General features: G+C 66.9%; 15 protein-coding genes. 9 read left to right on the plus strand and 6 right to left on the minus strand.

The window, feature by feature from the left end:
• The first annotated feature begins 5 nt into the window (after positions 1 to 5).
• The 6 genes from ACZ5KW_RS02930 to ACZ5KW_RS02955 all read left to right on the plus strand — a co-directional run bounded on the left by ACZ5KW_RS02930 (position 6) and on the right by ACZ5KW_RS02955 (position 8,078).
• On the plus strand, positions 6 to 1,661 hold the full coding sequence (locus ACZ5KW_RS02930; protein ID WP_343779739.1) for a GTPBP1 family GTP-binding protein: 1,656 nt from the start codon (positions 6 to 8) through the stop codon (positions 1,659 to 1,661).
• Positions 1,662 to 1,842: 181 nt separating this feature from the next.
• The gene (locus ACZ5KW_RS02935; RefSeq protein ID WP_343779740.1) at positions 1,843 to 3,459 is read left to right on the plus strand and encodes an ABC transporter substrate-binding protein; all 1,617 of its coding nucleotides are present in this window, start codon (positions 1,843 to 1,845) and stop codon (positions 3,457 to 3,459) included.
• A gap of 219 nt (positions 3,460 to 3,678) precedes the next feature.
• Entirely contained in the window at positions 3,679 to 4,614 is a 936-nt protein-coding gene (locus tag ACZ5KW_RS02940) for an ABC transporter permease (RefSeq protein ID WP_464388592.1), read from the plus strand.
• Entirely contained in the window at positions 4,614 to 5,594 is a 981-nt protein-coding gene (locus ACZ5KW_RS02945) for an ABC transporter permease (protein WP_343779743.1), read from the plus strand. Before ACZ5KW_RS02940 ends, ACZ5KW_RS02945 begins: the two co-directional genes overlap by 1 nt.
• Before the next feature lies 1 nt (position 5,595).
• Positions 5,596 to 6,717, plus strand: a complete 1,122-nt coding sequence (locus tag ACZ5KW_RS02950) for an ABC transporter ATP-binding protein (protein WP_343779744.1) — start codon at positions 5,596 to 5,598, stop codon at positions 6,715 to 6,717.
• Entirely contained in the window at positions 6,714 to 8,078 is a 1,365-nt protein-coding gene (locus tag ACZ5KW_RS02955) for an ABC transporter ATP-binding protein (RefSeq protein WP_343779745.1), read from the plus strand. The genes ACZ5KW_RS02950 and ACZ5KW_RS02955 overlap by 4 nt, the downstream gene beginning before the upstream one ends.
• Positions 8,079 to 8,166: 88 nt before the next feature.
• Here the strand turns inward: ACZ5KW_RS02955 and ACZ5KW_RS02960 are convergent, their stop codons facing one another.
• From ACZ5KW_RS02960 to ACZ5KW_RS02980, 5 genes are all read right to left on the minus strand, one after another.
• Positions 8,167 to 8,667, minus strand: a complete 501-nt coding sequence (locus ACZ5KW_RS02960; protein WP_343779746.1) for a hypothetical protein — start codon at positions 8,665 to 8,667, stop codon at positions 8,167 to 8,169.
• A 64-nt stretch (positions 8,668 to 8,731) separates the two neighbouring features.
• On the minus strand, positions 8,732 to 9,115 hold the full coding sequence (locus ACZ5KW_RS02965; protein ID WP_343779748.1) for a dihydroneopterin aldolase family protein: 384 nt from the start codon (positions 9,113 to 9,115) through the stop codon (positions 8,732 to 8,734).
• A 134-nt stretch (positions 9,116 to 9,249) separates the two neighbouring features.
• Complete coding sequence (locus ACZ5KW_RS02970; RefSeq protein WP_343779750.1) at positions 9,250 to 10,116, minus strand: ABC transporter permease; 867 nt, start codon at positions 10,114 to 10,116, stop codon at positions 9,250 to 9,252.
• A gap of 3 nt (positions 10,117 to 10,119) precedes the next feature.
• A complete protein-coding gene (locus tag ACZ5KW_RS02975) occupies positions 10,120 to 11,025 on the minus strand; it encodes an ABC transporter permease (protein WP_343779751.1) in 906 nt (301 codons plus the stop codon).
• Between the two features lie 7 nt (positions 11,026 to 11,032).
• Positions 11,033 to 12,121, minus strand: coding sequence for an ABC transporter substrate-binding protein (locus ACZ5KW_RS02980; RefSeq protein WP_343779753.1), 1,089 nt, complete (start codon positions 12,119 to 12,121; stop codon positions 11,033 to 11,035).
• A 303-nt stretch (positions 12,122 to 12,424) separates the two neighbouring features.
• Between ACZ5KW_RS02980 and ACZ5KW_RS02985 the strand changes: the two genes are divergently transcribed.
• Both ACZ5KW_RS02985 and ACZ5KW_RS02990 read left to right on the plus strand, forming a co-directional pair.
• Entirely contained in the window at positions 12,425 to 13,492 is a 1,068-nt protein-coding gene (locus tag ACZ5KW_RS02985) for an ABC transporter ATP-binding protein (protein ID WP_343779754.1), read from the plus strand.
• Positions 13,493 to 13,629: 137 nt separating this feature from the next.
• A complete protein-coding gene (locus ACZ5KW_RS02990) occupies positions 13,630 to 14,631 on the plus strand; it encodes a D-2-hydroxyacid dehydrogenase (RefSeq protein ID WP_343779755.1) in 1,002 nt (333 codons plus the stop codon).
• 17 nt (positions 14,632 to 14,648) lie between these two features.
• Here the strand turns inward: ACZ5KW_RS02990 and ACZ5KW_RS02995 are convergent, their stop codons facing one another.
• A complete protein-coding gene (locus tag ACZ5KW_RS02995; RefSeq protein WP_343779756.1) occupies positions 14,649 to 15,884 on the minus strand; it encodes an aminotransferase-like domain-containing protein in 1,236 nt (411 codons plus the stop codon).
• Between the two features lie 435 nt (positions 15,885 to 16,319).
• Between ACZ5KW_RS02995 and ACZ5KW_RS03000 the strand changes: the two genes are divergently transcribed.
• Positions 16,320 to 17,639: an amidohydrolase gene (locus ACZ5KW_RS03000; RefSeq protein ID WP_343779758.1), complete on the plus strand. Its 1,320-nt coding sequence runs from the start codon at positions 16,320 to 16,322 to the stop codon at positions 17,637 to 17,639.
• Positions 17,640 to 18,370: the final 731 nt, after the last annotated feature.

Below are 18,370 nucleotides of genomic sequence, written 5' to 3' on the forward strand. Positions count from 1 at the left end.
CGGGCATGAGCGCTGACAGGTCCGCCCTCCGGCGGGCCATCGAGCGCGGCGAGCGGGACGGTGGCGCCATCGAGTTCAAGGAGCGACTGACCCGCGAGGTACATCTGGCCGACGGCCGCATGGAGTCGCTCGTGGCGCAGCTCCGCCACCGCGTGCTCTCCGGCGACGGCGAGGCCACCTACGTCCTGGGCGTCACCGACGACGGCGGATTGGCCGGGATCTCTCCGGACGCCTTCTCCGAGACGATGGACGTGCTCTCGCTTCTGGCGGACGAGGCGGACGCGCACATCGCCGACGCCGAGACGTGGAGCGCCGGGACCGGCGGCGACGCCGACGACGCGGGGCTCGTCGGGCTCGCGACGCTGCGGGACGGGGGCGTGTTCGAGGCCGACGAGGACCACCTCGTCGTCGGCACGGCCGGGCACGTCGACCACGGCAAGTCGACGCTCGTCGGCACGCTCGTCACCGGGCGCGCGGACGACGGGCAGGGCGGCACGCGCGGCTTCCTCGACGTCCAACCGCACGAGGTCGAGCGGGGGCTCTCCGCCGACCTGTCGTACGCGGTGTACGGCTTCGACGACGAGGCCGACGAGCCGGTCCGGATGGACAACCCCCACCGGAAGTCCGACCGGGCCGGCGTCGTCGAGGCGGCCGACCGCCTCGTCTCGTTCGTCGACACCGTCGGCCACGAGCCGTGGCTCCGGACGACGATCCGCGGGCTCGTCGGGCAGAAGCTCGACTACGGGCTGCTCGTCGTGGCCGCAGACGACGGGCCGACGAAGACGACCCGCGAACACCTGGGGATCCTCCTCGCGACGGAGCTGCCGACGATCGTCGCGGTCACGAAGGCGGACGCCGTAAGCGACGAGCGGCTCGCCGCGGTCGAACGCGAGGTCGAGTCGATGCTGCGGGACGCCGGGCAGACCCCGCTGCTCGTCGACCGCCACGGCGTCGACACCGCGGTGGCGGAAGTCGGCGACGGGGTCGTGCCCCTGTTGCGGACGAGCGCGGTGACGAAGGCGGGGATCGAGACCCTCGACACGCTGTTCGAGTGCCTGCCGAAGCGGGCGACGCCGGACCGCGAGACCTTCCGGATGTACATCGACCGCAGCTACAAGGTGACCGGCGTGGGCGCCGTCGCCTCCGGCACCGTGAACTCCGGGACCGTCGAGACCGGCGACGAACTGCTCTTGGGCCCCATGCCCGACGGGTCCTTCCGCGAGGTCGAGGTGCGTTCGATCGAGATGCACTACCACCGCGTCGACAAGGCGACAGCCGGCCGGATCGTCGGCATCGCGCTGAAGGGCGTCGACGAGTCGGAGATCGAACGCGGGATGGCCCTGGTTCCCCGCGACAGCGAGCCGGAGCCGGTCCGCGAGTTCGACGCCGAGGTGATGGTGCTCAACCATCCGACCCGGATTCAGGAGGGGTACGAGCCCGTGGTCCACCTCGAGACCGTCTCCGAGGCGGCCGCGTTCTTCCCGGCGGACGGGCGGCTGCTGCCGGGCGACACGGGCGAGTCGCGCGTCCGGTTCAAGTTCCGTCCGTACCTGGTCGAGGCGGGACAGCGGTTCGTCTTCCGCGAGGGATCGAGCAAGGGGGTCGGGACGGTGACAGGCACCGGAACCGGCGGAGACGGAGCGTCGCCCGACGGTCGCTGACTCCCGTTCGGCGCGGAGCGACGCCGATGTCGGGCCGGCCGTTCCGAGTGTGTCGCTGTTTTCGTTGATTCGGAAGAGAGTCGCTTCGATCGGTACGAAGAACCGACAGCACAGCGAACAATGGTGACCGTACGGACACGTCCGCCAAAGCATTTATATGATAGAGAGATGAGTTCGCTGTATGCGTCAAGAACACACACAACGCATTTCACGACGGAAGGTCCTCGCCGGCAGTGCGGCCGGCACGTCCTTCCTCCTTGCCGGGTGTACCGGCGGGGGAGACGGCGGCGACGGCGGCGGCGGCGACGGCGGCGACCTCCCGAACCAGGAGCTGTACTTCGCGCAGGTGAAGGGCCCGCTCGACATGGACCCAGTCATCATCAACGACGTCCCGTCCGCGCAGATCGCGGGGCGAATCTTCGACGGCATCTACGAGTACGACGAGGGCGTCGGTCTCGTGCCGGGCATCGCCTCGGAGATGCCGACCGTCGAACGCGAGGGAACGCGGTTCATCGTGCCGATCCGCGACGACGCCATGTTCCAGAACGGCGACCCGGTGACGGCGGAAGACGTCATGCACACGGTCCTCGCGCCCGCCGAGGAGGAGACGGAGAACGCCGCGGAGGTCAACATGGTCGACTCCGCGGAGGCCATCGACGAGACGACGGTCCAGTTCGACCTGGCGTACCCCTACGGTGCGTTCGAGACCGCACTGGTTCGGAGCGTCGTCAACAAGGAGGTCCGGACCAGCGACCGAGACGCGTACAACACCGACCCCGTCAGCTCGGGGCCGTTCCAGCTCACCGAGTGGGAGCCCGAGAGCTACGCGACGCTCGAACGCTGGGACGACTACTGGGGCGACTCCGACGGGCTGCCGAACCTCGCGACCATCGAGTTCGAGCCGATCGAAGAGCAGACGACCCGCGTGACGGAGCTCGAGACGGGCAACGTCGACATCATCGAGACCATCCCGCCGCAGCTGTACGAGACGGTCAGGAACAACGAGAACGCCTCGATCAGCGAGACGCCCGGTATCGGATACTTCTACCTCGCGTTCAACTGCGCCGAGGGACCGACGGCCGACCCCCTCGTCCGCGAGGCCGTCGACTACTGCGTCTCGATGGACCAGGCCGTCGAGAACTTCGTCGAACCGGCCGGCGTGCGGCAGGTGAGTCCGTACCCGAAGACGATGGCCGACGAGTGGGACTTCCCCATCGACGAGTGGGGCGACATCTCGCACGACCAGGACCTCGAGGAGGCGCAGGCGCTCTTCGAGGAGGCCGGCGTCGACATGGACTACAACTGGCGCATCATCGTCCCGCCGGACGACAAGCGCGAACAGATCGGTATCTCGATCGGTGACGGGCTCCAGAACGCCGGCTTCAGCAACGTCGAAGTCCAGCGGCTGGACTGGGGGACGTTCCTCGACGCCTACGTCACCGGCGATCCGGAACGGTACAACATGTACACGCTCGGCTGGTCCGGCTCGCCCGACCCGGACGCGTTCGCGTACCAGCTGCTGAGCCAGGAGGTCGAGGGAACGACCAACGGCACCTTCCACGGATACGACGAGGCGTCGGAGATGCTGACGCAGGCCCGCGAGAGCGCCGACTACGAGGAGCGCCGCCAGCTCTACATCGACGCGACGACGGAGCTGCTCGAGGGGCGCGTCCACATCCCGGCGTACAACCTCAAGAACACCTACGGGATCCATGAAAGGGTCTCGGACTTCAGCTCGCACGCCATCTCGAGCGAGATTCAGCTCTTCACCGGGCACAACAACGTCGCGGTGGAGTAACGGTTCCCGCGGCGAACCGTTCCGCGGCCTCCGGTTCCGGACCGGATTTCCGCCGACCGAGACCGGCCGAACCTCCGAGAAGCGACGACACGGGCGTGGTGGAAACGCGGACAATTAAGTAACCGTCCACAGTCATCGACAGTAATAAACTAACAAATGGGGCTCTTACGGTACACACTTTGGCGGCTCGCACAGGCGATCCCGGTACTCGTCGGAATTATCACGATCACGTTCTTCCTCGCCAACCAGATCCCCGGCGATCCGGTCGAGATCATGCTGGGACCCAGTCCCGCACAGGAGCAGGTGGAGGCGATCCGGGCCCGATACGGCCTCGACCGCCCGGCCTACGAGCGGTTCCTGACGTACCTCTCGGGCGTCGCAACAGGTGACCTCGGCCAGAGCATCTACTACGACCGGCCGGTCCTCGAGATGATCCTGCTCCGGCTCCCGGTGACGCTGTACCTCACCGTGTCGGCGTTCATGTTCGCGATCGTGACCGCCATCCCGCTCGGCGTCATCTCGGCGAAGCGCCGGAACAAGCCCGCCGACCACGTCTCCCGGATCGTCTCGCTCATCGGCGTCTCGACGCCGTCGTTCTGGATCGGTCTCATGCTCATCATCGTCTTCGCGTTCTACCTCGGGTGGTTCCCCGCCCGCGGACTGCCGCTCCCGTGGGCGGATCCGACGGACGTCCGCGGCGCGGAGACCCAACTCCAGGTGCTCCGGACGTCGTTACATCACCTCGCGATGCCGATGGTGGCGCTCGGGACGCTCCAGATGGCCCAGATCACCCGGATCGAGCGGTCGTCGATGGTGGAGTCGCTCCAGGGGGAGTACGTCAAACTCGCCCGCGCCTACGGCGTCTCCGAGTCGAAGATCGTCCGCAAACACGCCTTCCAAGTGGCACAGCTCCCCGTGATCACCATCATCGGTCTCGGCCTCTCGACGGCCCTCGGCGGCGCGGTGCTGACCGAGACCGTCTTCGAGATACCGGGGATGGGGCGGCTCATCATCACGGCGATCAGCAACCAAGACTACGAACTGATCATGGGGACGACGTTCATGTTCGGCGTCGCGTTCGTCGTCGGCGTCATCATCACGGACATCGCGTACGCGTACATCGATCCCCGTGTCGCCTACGGTGACGAGACATAATGGCTACCGAAACCGACTCATCGACTGACGCCCCGACCGACACCGGGGGAACCGGCCCGGAGGAGATCGAGGCCCGCGTCGGCCTCCGATACACCCTGCGACAAGTGAAACGCGACACGACGGCGCGGATCGGGATCTACACCGTCGGGTTCATCGCCGTCGTGGCGATACTCGCGTCGATCGACCACTACGTGTTCGACTACGGGATCGCGGAGGCGATCTGGTACAGCCCGGTACAGGACCCCGAACAGGTCCAACGGCTCCTCCCGCCGGTCGGGATGGAGAACCAGTACGGACAGGGGGTCCTCGAACACCCGATGGGGACCGACCACCGCGGCCGCGACATCTTCGGCCGGCTGTTCTACGGGACTCGGATCGCCATCACCGTCGGCTTCATGGCCACGGCGATCGGTCTCGTCGGCGGCACGCTGATCGGCGCGGTCTCGGGCTACTACGGCGGCTGGATCGACGACGTGCTCCAGCGCGTCACCGAGACGATCTACGCGATCCCGTTCCTCGTCTTGGTCATCGCGTTCATGACCGCGTTCGGCAAGGAGCTCACCTTCGCGATGGTCGGGGTGGGGATCACCTCGGTCCCGGTGTTCAACCGCCTGATCCGGTCGCGGGTCGTCTCGGTCCGCGAGGAGGACTACATCGAGGCCGCCCGCGCGGCCGGGGTGAAAGACCGGAACATCATCCTCCGGCACGTCATCCCGAACAGCTTCGCCCCCGTGCTCGTCCAGGCGACGCTCCAGATCGGCGTGAGCATCCTCATCGTCGCCGGGCTCTCGTTCCTCGGGTTCGGCGCGCAGCCGCCGACCCCGTCGTGGGGGCAGATGCTCTCGGCGTCGCGGAACTACATGCTCCCCGCGCCGACGTTCAGCCTCTTCCCCGGACTGGCGATTCTCGTCACCGTCATCGGCTTCAACATTCTCGGCGACGGCCTACAGGACGCTCTCGACCCGCGGATAAACAACTGATATGACCGAACCACTACTCAGCGTACGCGATCTCAAGACACAGTTCTTCACCGAAGACGGCACGGTCCGCGCGGTCGACGGCATCTCCTTCGACGTGAACGAGGGAGAGATCGTCGGGCTCGTCGGCGAGTCCGGCGCCGGAAAGTCCGTCGCGACCTCCAGTATCCTCCGGCTCGTCGACAGCCCCGGTGAGATCGTCGGCGGCGAGATCGAGTTCAAAGGCGAGACGATCTTCGGCCTCGAGGAGGACGACGGCGGCGAGTTGCGGCCGCGCGAGGACATGCTCTCCGAGTCGGAGATGCGGAAGCGGATCCGCGGCCGCGAGATCGCGATCATCTTCCAGGACCCGATGGAGTCGTTGAACCCGGTGTTCACCGTCGGGGGACAGCTCCGGGAGTTCATCGAGATCAACCGCGACCTCGACGCCGAGGAAGCGAAAGCGGAAGCGATCGACATGCTCAGGGAGGTCGGGATCCCGGCGCCGAAGTCCCGGTACGACGAGTACCCGCACCAGTTCTCCGGCGGGATGCGACAGCGCGTGCTGATCGCGATGGCGCTCGCGTGCCAGCCGGACCTGATCATCGCCGACGAGCCGACGACCGCGCTCGACGTCACCGTCGAGGGCGAGATCTTAGAGATGGTAAAGGACCTCCAGGCGAAGTACGACACCGCGTTCATCTGGGTCACCCACGACATGAGCGTCGTCGCGGAGATCTGCGACCGAGTCAGCGTGATGTACCTCGGCGAGATCATCGAACAGGCCGAGGTGGACGACCTGTTCTACGACACGAAACACCCGTACACGTCGGCGCTGCTCGACTCGATGCCGCGCCCGGACGAGACGCTCGACGAGCTCAAACCGATCAAGGGGGTGATGCCGGAGGCGATCGATCCGCCCGCCGGCTGTCGGTTCCACTCGCGGTGTCCGGAGGCGCGGGAGGTGTGCCGCGAGGTCCACCCCGAGCCTAGGAACCTGAGCGGAGAGGGCGAGGCGACGCACACGGCGGCGTGCGTGAAACACGACGCGTTCGACGTGGGCTACGAGGAGAGCCCGCCGATCGACACGGACGCGACCGGCGGCTTCTCCGCCGGCTTCACGGAGACCGGAGGTGAGGCGGAATGACCGAGGTCGGACCGCCGGATTCGGACCCCGAGGCGCTGTTACAGGTCCGGAACCTGTGTAAGTACTTCGACAACGACAGCGGGCTGTTGGGCGGCGTCTCGGTCGACGGCGAGTTCCCCTACGTGAGACGGGACCCGTCGGACGTCCGCGCCGTCGACGGCGTGAACTTCGACATCAAGGAGGGCGAGACCCTCGGACTCGTCGGCGAGTCCGGCTGCGGGAAGTCCACGCTGGCGCGCACCGTCCTCCGGCTGCTCAAGCCGACGGACGGGAGCGTCTACTTCCAGGGCGAGGACCTCGCGTCGCTGTCCGGCGAGCCGCTGCGGCGGAAGCGGAAGGACATGCAGATGATCTTCCAGGACCCGCAGTCCTCGCTGGACCCGCGGATGAAGGTCGGCCCCATCGTCGAGGAGCCGATGAAGGCCCACGACATGCTCGACGACGAAGGGCGGGAGGCGCGAGCGAAGGAGCTGTTAGAGAAGGTGGGACTCGACCCGCAACACTACAACCGCTACCCCCACGCGTTCTCCGGCGGGCAGCGCCAGCGCGTGAACCTCGCGCGGGCGCTGTCGGTGAACCCCGACTTCATCGTCTGCGACGAGCCCGTGTCGGCGCTCGACGTGTCGATCCAGGCGCAGGTGCTCAACACGATGGAAGAGCTCCAAGCGGAGTTCGACCTGACGTACCTGTTCATCGCACACGACCTGAGCGTCATCCGCCACATCTCCGACCGCGTGGCGGTGATGTACCTCGGGAACATCGTCGAGCTGGCCGACAAAGAGGAGCTGTTCGAGAACCCGAAACACCCGTACACCCGGGCGTTACTCGACGCCATCCCGGTCCCGGACCCGCGGAGCGACGGGCGGAAAGAACTCCTCTCTGGCGACGTGCCGTCGCCGATCGATCCGCCGTCGGGCTGTCGGTTCCGGACGCGGTGTCCGAAGGTGATCCAGCCGGAGGCGTACGACATGAGCGACGCCGCCTGGCGGAACGTCGTGGAGTTCCAGCGCGCCGTCAGGCGGCGGGCGTTCGAGGAGACCGATCCGAACGCCCTCCGGGCGCGCTACTTCGACGACGCGGTCCCGAGCGGCGACGCGGGCACGCTGCTCGACGAGGCGCTCGGCCACATCGAACGCGAGGAGTTCGAGGACGCCGAGGGACTTCTCACCGAGCGGTTCACGGACGAGAGCGTCTGCGCGACCGCGAACCCAGCCTACGAACTGGACCCCGACCTCGACGACGGCCGTCACTACGCGGCGTGTCACCTGCGGCGGGACGAGGCGATCGCGTCCGCGGTCGACGAGGCCGCGCTGGACGGGTCGGTGTCGCCGAACACGGGGGCCTCCGGCGCGGACGACTGAGCGCTCGCCGCGGGTCGGAGGTCGGGGAGAACGGTCGTTTTTTCGAGGGTGATTCGGTTCGGCGAGGACGGGGTCGGTCGGCGGGGAGCTACCGGATCCGGATCTGCGTGGCGTCCTCGTGACGGGCGTCGGCGTCCGGGACGGGAACGAACACGGTGATCGTGTGGTCGCCGCGCTCGGCCCGGACCGACCGGTCGAGCCCGTCGTCGCCGCCGGAGCGGCGGAACCGCCCGTTCCACGTGGCCGTCGCGTGCTTCGTCTCGCCGGCTCGGAGCGACAGCGAGGACGCCTCGGCGGGCACGTAGCGCCGCTCGTCGGTGGCCTCGACGACGCCGTCGACCGCCCAGCCCCACAGGCGGCGGGTCGTCGTGGGGACCTCGATCGGGACCGGCAGGCGGTTGCGGATCGCGACGGTGATCGCGACCGGCTCGTCGGGCGCGTACTCGGCGGCGTCCGTGCTGACGGTCACCTCGATCGCTCGCCGCGCCACCGAGCGCGGGACGACGCGACCGAGGGCGTCAGAGAGGTAGTTCCGCGTCTCGTCGAAGCCGGTGCGGTCCGCCGAACCGTCGTGGCGTTTGTCGACCATGTGCGTCTCTGAAGGTGGTAAATCGGGACTCCGCGGTTCGACTCCGGGTAGGAGTGTTCCGGTACTAAGCGTTCGGGTCGGTCTCGTCGGCGGGCGACGGGCCGGCGTCGTCGACCACTTCGACCAGTTCCATCAGGGGATAGCCGTCCGCCATCGCCATCCGCGTGCGGGCCGTGATGCCCTCGTACTCGATCCGCATCTCGACGTCCATCAGGGAGCCGGTGAGCTCGGTGTACCCGTTCTCGTGGTCGATGGCGTCGGCGACCCGGTCGTCGTGGATCGTCACGTCGACCGCCTCGCAGTGCGGCTGGTTTTCGATCGACTCCGCCATCGCGGCCTCCAGACTCCGCGTGCTCGACGGACTGACGGGCGTTCCGGCGAACTGGTGGTACAGCGAGCCGAATTTGATCCCGGCCTCGAAACACGCCTGCTGGGCGTCGGTTGCCATGGTGGAACGCGGCCGCGGGCGGGCAAGAAGGTTCGGACGGCGGGCGGGCGCGGACGCGGTGGTCGACGCGCGGCGCGTGGGCCGAATCGGTGACCGGACGGAGCCGCCGGAGCGTCGCGGGCGACCCGCCGTGGTCAGACGTACTCGAGGATGTCGCGGAAGTTGATCGCGACGGCCAACGCGGCGCTGATGACCAGCACGATGATCGTCGCCATCGGATCCATCGCCTCCGTGCCCTGGGAGTACACCACCATGCCGTACATCTCCTTCGTGAGCGCGTCCATCGTGCCGCCGACGAAGAAGACGCGGATGAAGTCCTCGAACGAGCGGAGCCAGGCGAACACGAAGCCGGCCGCGATCGCGGGAGAGATGATCGGGAGCGTGATGTCTCTCAGCACGGCGCTGCCGTCCGCGCCGAGGTCGCGGGCGCCCTCCTCGAGCTTGCGGTCGAAGACGGCGAGCCTAGCGATCACCGGCAGGACGATGAACGGCAGCCCGTACACGGAGTGAGCGAGCACGGTCGTAAAGAAGCCGGAAGAGAGCCCGACGACGCGGAACAGGATCAGGAGCGAGATCCCCATGATGATCCCCGGCATCAACAGCGGGACGATGACGAGACCTCTGAGCAGCGACTTCCCGCGGAAGCTGTGCCGGGCGATGGCGAACCCCAGCGGGACGCCGAGCAGCGTCGCGACCGAGGCGGACACCGTCGCCACGAACGCGCTCTGTCTGGCCGCCATGAGGAGCGACGCGTTGGTGAAGAGGCTGACGTAGTTCTGAAGCGTGACGCCCCCGAGGGGGAAAAGAACCGAGTTCTCCGTGAACGAGAGGACGATTATCTGCGAGAGCGGGAGCCAGAGGAACAGGACGATGCCGATCGTCAGCGCCCACATGCCGTACGAGGCGAAGCCGGAGACGATCCGGTCGACGGAGACGGTCTCCGTGAGGCCGGGCCGGCCGACGAGACGCGACAGCCGGCTGTATTTCTCGCTGTCCGACATGGTTCACCCCATCGCCTCCAGGCTGGTGGTACGCATCACGATCGCGAACGCGACGATGGTCGGGATGATGAGGAACAGCGACCCCGCCGCCCCGAAGTCGATCGCGTACATCTCGTTTATCCTGGCCGTGAGCACCTCGGCGATCATGAGGAACTTCCCCCGGGCGAGGAACTGGGGCGTGATGAACGTCCCGAGCGCCGGGACGAACACGAAGACGCACCCGGTGATGAGCCCCTGTGCCGACAGCGGGACCACGACGTCCTTCGCGATCTCCAGCCGCGTCGCCCCGAGGTCGCGCGACGCCTCGATGACGCCGTAGTCGATTCCCTCGAGGCTCGAGTACAGCGTCAGTAGCATGTACGGGAAGAAGGCGTGGGTGAGCGAGATGATCACCGCCAGTTCCCCGTACTCGAAGGCCCCGACCGGTTCGGAGACGAGAGGCGTCGCGACCAGCGCCGAGTTGATCAGCCCCTGGCTGCCGAACAGGGAGAGCCACGAGTAGATGCGCACGATGAAGATGGTGAAAAACGGGACCAAGACCGCGAACAACAGGAGCTTGAATCGCCGTCCGGAGAGCCGCGTGAGCAGGTACGCGACCGGGTACGCGAGGACGACGGTCAGGAACGTGGTGGCCCCGGCGATGCGTAGGGAGAGGAAGAACGAGTCGACGAACGGGGTCTGGAAAAGCCCGCTCTCCCCGACGAACAGCTCTCTGTAGTTCGACACGGAGAAGGACCACACCACGTCGTACGAGCTGTTGATCTCGGCGAAGCTCACCATCACGAGGAACGCGGTCGGGACCAGTATCAGCGTGAGCAGCCATCCGACTCCCGGTCCCGCCATGAGCGCGAGCTTCGCCCGCTTGCTTCGCCGTCCGAACGCGTCGTCGAGCTTTTGGATGGTGCTCATCTCGTGCTCACGCGTTCTTTACCCGCTGGAACATCTCGATCCACTCGTCGTCTTTCTCGGCGGGCTTGAATGGGATCATCCCCTCGAGCACGCCCGGTTCGATCTGGAGCGACTCCTTCTCGATGTTGTCCATCGCGTCCTGCGAGGTGTTCATGATGTTCCGGTTCTCCGAGAGCGCCGCGCCGGTCTCGGGGCTGATGTACTCGTTTAACACCTGGAAGGCGGCCTCCTTGTTCGAGGAGCCGGCGGTGACGACGGCCCCTTCGAACCAGGTGAGCTCCTCCTCTTTCGGCTGGGAGAATTCCACGCTGTCGACGTCGTTCATGATCCCCACGTGGGTGCTGCGGTTCGCGAACGAGACGGCGATGTTCCCGTTCTGGTAGTCCTGCGTGAGCGTCTCCTCGTCGTGGATGAACCCGAGGAGGTTCGGCTTGAACTCGGTCAGCGTCTCCTCGATCGTCGTGAGCTGCTCGTCGGTGAACGAGACGGTGTCGCCCTCGAACGCCTCGGTGTAACCGAGCGCGAGCCCCGTCGCCATGATCGACTTGTAGTAGCCGTCGTACAGGGTGATGCTGCCGGTGAGGTCAACGCCCGCGTACTCCTCGCTGAAGAGGACGTCGTAGGAGTGCTCGTGGTCCTCCGGGAGCTTCGAGCTGTCGTAGCCGTACGCGTACCACCCGAACTGGACGGGCATCCCGTAGACGTCGTCGCCGTCGGAGAACTGGCCCTCCGCCGCGCTCTGGAACGTGGGATACAGCGCGTCGAAGTTGGTCATGATGTCCATGTCCACCGGGGCGGCCAGGTCCGCGTCGATGAACCGCGGGACGTACTCGTTGTTCGGGATGACGATGTCGTACTGTTCGCCTCCGCCCGCGTTCACGGTGGAGAACATGTTCGCGGAGCCGTCGGCGACCGAAATCTCCAACTCGACGCCGTCGAGCGCCTCCTCGACCTGATCGTTGACCCCGTCGTATCCGGTCCACGTCAGGATCGAGACCGTGGTTGATCCGCCGCCACCAATACATCCGGACAGGCCCGCCATACCGGTGACACCGGCCGCGCCCGTCGCTTTGATGAACTGCCGTCTGTCTACCATACGCATCAGCGGATTTTGCTGATATGTTATAAATCTGCCCCAAGTAACACTGTTATAGCAAAATATTACCCTTATATTGTTCTACCTATAACTTTCTGAGACGTGCAATGTGACATATACCCATTTCAGGTCGGTGTTTTTTTGCTCTCACCCCCGAACAGTCATATTTTATCCTGCTTGATTCAATAATTCGGGTATTTGCGCCCATATTTTGTGTATTACGTGTTTAAATCGTATGTATTCTCGAATATAATCGTTTTAACTGGACAAAACTTAAATACTATCGGCGTGTTCGGTCGCCGTATGACGACACCAACGACGGCGGTACAGCTCGACGGCGTTCGGAAGGAGTTCGGCGACACGACCGCTGTCGACGGGATCGACATCGATCTCCGGCACGGCGAGTTCTTCTCGCTCCTGGGACCGTCCGGCTGCGGAAAGACGACCACCCTCCGGATGATCAGCGGCTTTGAGACCCCGACCGAGGGCTCGATCCGCATCGAGGGCGACGACGTCGTCCACCGGCCGCCGAACAAGCGGAACACGAACCTGGTGTTTCAGAGCCTCTCGCTGTTTCCGCACATGACCGTCGCCGAGAACGTCGGGTATGGACTCAAAAAGGCGGGCGTCGACTCGAGCGAACGGGGGCGCCTCGTCGAGAAGTACCTCGACATCGTGGACCTCTCGGGGTACGGAGACCGCAAGTCGCAGGACCTCTCGGGGGGACAACAGCAGCGCGTGGCCATCGCGCGTGCGCTTGTGAACGAGCCGGACATCCTGCTGTTGGACGAGCCGCTCTCGAGTCTCGACCGCAAGCTGCGCCAGCAGATGCAGGTCGAACTACAGGAGATCCACGACCGCGTCGAGAGTACGTTCTTTTACGTGACACACGATCAGGACGTGGCGATGAGCATGTCAGACCGTCTCGCCGTGATGAACGACGGCGAGATCGAACAGATCGGGACGCCGAAGGAGATCTACCGCGAGCCGGCGACCGCGTTCGTGGCCGATTTCATCGGCGACACGAACCTCCTCGACGGCGTCGTGGAGAACACGACGCACCCGCCGCGGCTCGAACTCGACGCGGTGACCGACGTGAGCATCGACCTCGGTGACGCCCCGACCAAGGGCGACGTGGTCGCGTCCATCCGTCCCGAAGAGGTCGAGATCGCGGAGGCCGGGGCCGGCGCCATCGACGGAACGGTCGTCGATCAGTACTTCCACGGCGACCGCACGAACCTAGTGATCGAACCGCACGACGACTCGCTCCCGGAGCTCGACGTCGCCGTACAGGGCCGGACGAGCGTCCCCGAGTCCGGCGAGGTTTCCGTCGACCTCAACCCCGACGCGATGAGCGTGTACGCCAAGTAGCCGCCCGGTTCGGCCGAGCGTAGTCGCGCGACCGGTGCCCGCCGACGGGTCGTCCGCCGACCGATCGCCCCGGCTCCCGGAACACCGAAAGTGAACTCAGACACCACCATCGATCCGAACGAACGTATCGAACTCGCATGAATGGAAGCATCGACGCGAACGCCGCAGCCGAGGGAACAGACGTGCTGCTCCACCACAGCGTCTCGGCCGTCTTCGGCGGCGACTTCGTCGAGCGGCTGGCGTCGGGGGTCGACAGCGCGCTCCCGTCGACGGAGCAGGTCGAGACGGCGACGACCGCCGAGGAGTCCCGCGCGGCCATCGACGACGCGAACGTCGTCTTGACAATCCGGTCGATCAGCGACCAGCTCTCCGACGGGGCGGCGCCCGACTGGATCCAGACGCTCAACTCCGGCGTCGACTCGTACGACCTCGACACGCTCGCGGACCGGGAGGTCGCGGTGACGAACGCCGCCGGCGTCGCGGCCGAACCGATAGCCGAACAGGTGCTCGGCTACCTGCTGGTCTTCGAACGTCGGATCCACAAGGGGATCCGCCAACAGGAGCGCGACGGCGTCTGGCGGCGGTACTCCGCGGGCGAACTCGCCGGGAAGACCCTCGGGATCGTCGGCGTCGGCGCCATCGGCACGCGCGTCGCGGAGCTAGCCTCGGCGTTCGACGTGGAGGTGATCGGCACGAAGCGCACGCCGGAAACCGCCCCCGACGCCGTCGACGAGGCGTACCCGCCCAAGGAGCTACCGGAGCTGCTCGCCCGGTCCGACTACCTCGTCCTCGCGTGCCCGCTCGTCGAGGCGACGCGGGGGCTGATCGGCACCGAGGAGCTGATGTCGATGCGGTCCGACGCGGTGCTGGTGAACGTTGCCCGTGGGGAGGTCGTCGAAGAGTCGGCTCTCGAGACCGCCCTCCAGCAGAGCCGCATCCGCGGGGCCGCCCTCGACGTGTTCGAGAAGGAACCCCTTCCCCAGGAGTCGCCGCTGTGGGACCTGTCGAACGCGGTCATCACCCCGCATATGGCGGGGTCAACGCCGAAATACGCCGACCGGGTCGGGTCGCTGTTCGAGGAGAACTACCGGCGCTACGCCGCCGGCGACCTCGAGGACCTCCGGAACCGGATCCTCTGACGGCCGGGTGGAGAGAGTCAGTCGTCCGCCTCGACCGTCGGGGCCTCGGCGCGGACCGCGGTCGCCAGCGCCGCGATCCCCTCGTCGATCGAGTCGGGCGAGGCGTGGCTGAACGACAGCCGCGCGTTGCGCGTCCCCCCGTCCTCGTGATAGAAGAACGACCCCGGAAGGTACGCCACGCCCTCGTCGATGGCGTCGGGGAGCATCTCCTCGGCGTCGACCCCCTCGGGGAACTCGACCCAGAGGAAGAAGCCCCCGTCGGGTTCGCTCCACGTCGTTTCCGGCGGCATCCGCTCGTCGAGGCTCTCCATCATCCGATCGCGCCGCTCGCGGTAGCCAGCGGTCAGCTCCTCGATCGCCCGGTCGAGCCGACCGTCCTCGGCGTAGCGAGCGATGAGACCGCGGGTGAAGCTCGGCTCGCCGCCCGCGTTGATACGGTCGAACTGTTCGACGAACGACGGCTCGGCGATGATCCACCCGGTCCGGACGCCCGGCGCGATCGTCTTCGAGAACGTGTTGACCCGGATCGCCCGGCCCGTCTCGTCGAGCGACCGGAGCGGCGGTGGCTCCGCGCAGTTGTACCGGAGCTGTCCGTACGGGTCGTCCTCGAGGACCAAGAAGTCGTACCGCACCGCTAGCTCGAGCAGGCGCTCGCGCCGCTCCGCGGAGAGGGTTACCCCGGTCGGGTTGTGGAAGTTGGGGATGGTGTACAGCAGTTTCGGCAGCGGCTCGCCGGCCATCTCGCGCGCGGCGAGGTCGGCTGCGAGCGCCTCGATGTCGAGCCCCGCCTCGTCCATGTCGACGCCCTCGATGTCGACCCCGTAGTTGCGAAAGAGGCGCAGCGCGCCCATGAACGTTGGCGCCTCGACGAAAACCGTGTCGCCCGGGTCGAGGACTGTCTGACACACAGTGTCGATCGCGTTCGTCGCGCCGTTCGTCACGTGGATCTCCTCGGTCCCGCAGTCGATCCCGCGGTCGCGGGCCCGATCGGCGATCACCTCCGGGAGGGCGTCGGCGTACTCGCCGCCGCCGTACTGGAGCGCTCGGTCGCCCTCGGCGTCGAAGAGGGATTCGGCCGCCGAGACCAACTCCTCGTTCGGGAACGAGTCCGGATACGGGAATCCGAAGCTCAGCGGGACGGCCTCGGGGTCGCGGATATCCCGCCACGCCCCGTACACGGAGCTATCCATCGTTTCCCGGACGGTCTCGGCGAACAAGTGGTCGAGCCCGTCCGACTGGTCGCGGTCACTCATTCGGGTCGTCTACTGACACCAGTGTGTGGATAATAAATCTATGGGCCGTTTCACCGACAAAACAACCACATATTGAGAATATAGTGTCTCTACTGAGATTTTATTTCCATTATCAGTGATCGATGTACAATGCTATGCCGACACCCACGTCACACGTGCCGATAGGCGGGTCACTTCTCGACGGGGACTGGTTCCATCAGCCGGTAGCCCTCGGTCGTCGTCCGCGTGCCCGACGGGGTGACGGGCATGCCGGCGAACTGGCGGTACGACGAGCCGAACGTGATTCCCGCCCCGAAACACGGCTTCCGGGCATCGATTCCCGCGGCGGGACGCGGCCGCCGGCGGGCGAGACAGTCCGGACGGCCGGCGAGGAACCGGTCATCGCCCGGGGCTGAGAACCGAAGGCGTTTGGTGGGGCGGGCGGAACGGACCGGTATGGACTACCTCCGCGTCGCCGGCGGACGAGTGCTCCGGCCCGACGGCCGAGTCGAGCGGGCGGACGTCGCGGTCGATCGCGACGAGGGAACGATCCGGGCCGTCGGAGCGCCGGACGAAGTCGACGACGCGGTCGGCGAGCCGCCCGGCGAGGCGCTCGACGCCGACGGGTCGCTGGTGATCCCCGGGCTCGTCAACGCCCACACGCACGTCGCGATGACGCTGCTGCGCGGGTACGCAGACGACAAGCCGCTCGACCCGTGGCTCCGCGAGGACATCTGGCCGGCCGAGGCCGAACTGACGCCCGACGACATCGAGGCGGGCGCCGAACTCGGCGTCCTCGAGATGATCCGGTCGGGGACGACGGCGTTCGCGGACATGTACTTCGCGATGGACCGCGTCGCCGACGTGGTCGACCGCGCGGGGCTGCGCGCCCGCCTCGGCCACGGCGTCGTGACGGTCGCGAAAGAGGACGCGGACGCGCGGGCGGACGTGGAGGAGAGCCTCGCCGTCGCGCGCGAACTCGACGGCGCCGCGGACGGCCGGATCCGCACCGCGTTCATGCCGCACTCGCTGACGACGGTCGGCGAGGAGTACCTGCGCGAGGGGGTCGCCGGCGCGCGTGAGGCGGGCGTCCCGGTTCACCTCCACGCGAACGAGACGACAGACGAGGTCGATCCGATCGTCGACGAGCGCGGCGAGCGACCGATCGCGTACGCCGAGTCTCTCGACGCGCTCGGCGCGGACGACTTCTTCGCGCACGGCGTCCACGTCGACGACTCGGAGGTCGACCGACTCGCCGAGGCGGGGACCGCGGTCGTCCACTGTCCGGCCTCGAACATGAAACTCGCCAGCGGGATGGCGCCGGTCCAGCGGCTCCGGGAGGCGGGCGTGACGGTCGCGCTCGGCACCGACGGGGCGGCCTCGAACAACGACCTCGACGTGTTCGACGAGATGCGCGACGCCGCCATGCTCGGGAAACTCGCCGCGGACGACGCCGCGGCGGTCCCGGCCAGCGCGGTCGTCGAAATGGCGACGGCGGGCGGCGCGGACGCGCTCGGGCTCCCCGGCGGCCGGATCGAAGCGGGCGCGGCCGCCGACCTCGCGGTAGTCGACCTCGACGCGCCGCACCTCACGCCGGTCCACGACCCGGTCTCCCACCTCGCGTACGCGGCGCACGGGAGCGACGTGCGCCACACGGTCTGTGACGGCGAGGTGCTGATGCGCGACCGCGAGGTCCTGACGCTCGACGCGGCGGCGGTCCGAGAGCGCGCCGCGAACGCCGCGAGCGACCTCGTCGAGCGGGTCGAATCGGCGTAGCGCACAGCGAGAGCGCGATCAAACGCGACGCGCAAACCCGACCCGCGTCGGCAGTATTTAGCTGTCAAATTCAGGACCCGCGGCCTGTTTATCAATGAACGCGCGGTGGCGCGTGCCGACGAACGCCCGAAGGGCGTGAGTCGCACGCGCGAGGGACGCCGTGAGCGACGGGCGACCGAAGGGAGGCCGGAGCGAACGGCAGCGAGGCGCTGTGCTGTGCGGGGCGAGACTCAAAGGGGCGGCCGCGAGGGCGGCGCAGGCGTTCACGAGAGCAAAGCTCTCGTGAGCCAATCAGAACGCGCAGCGTTCTGATGACGACGCAAGGACCGCAAGGAGAGCGGCAGCGACCGACTGAGGAGCGTGGTTCGAGAGAGCGAAGCTCTCTCGTCATCACGAGACGCCGAAGGCGTCTCGAACGACGGCGAGCGTGCGCCGCCCTCGCGGCTGGGGCTTTGGAGGTGTTCGCTGTCGATCCGGTATCAACCGTTTGTAAGCGAACGGCCGGGGCCTTGGAGATCATCGCCGCGAGATGGTCGCCTGCTTATAAACAACGGAACACGACTCGGTAGAGCGCGACAGTCCCGGAGACGTATCGCGCGCGAGCGACGACGGACCCGAAACCAGGGACGAACCCGGCACCGATCACGGCGAAACCGCCGCCGAACCTCTGATCCACCAAAACAGACGCCTCAGAGCCGTTAAGCCGGATACAAACCGAATTAAACCGCGTT

The organism is Halorubrum ejinorense, assembly GCF_055389685.1.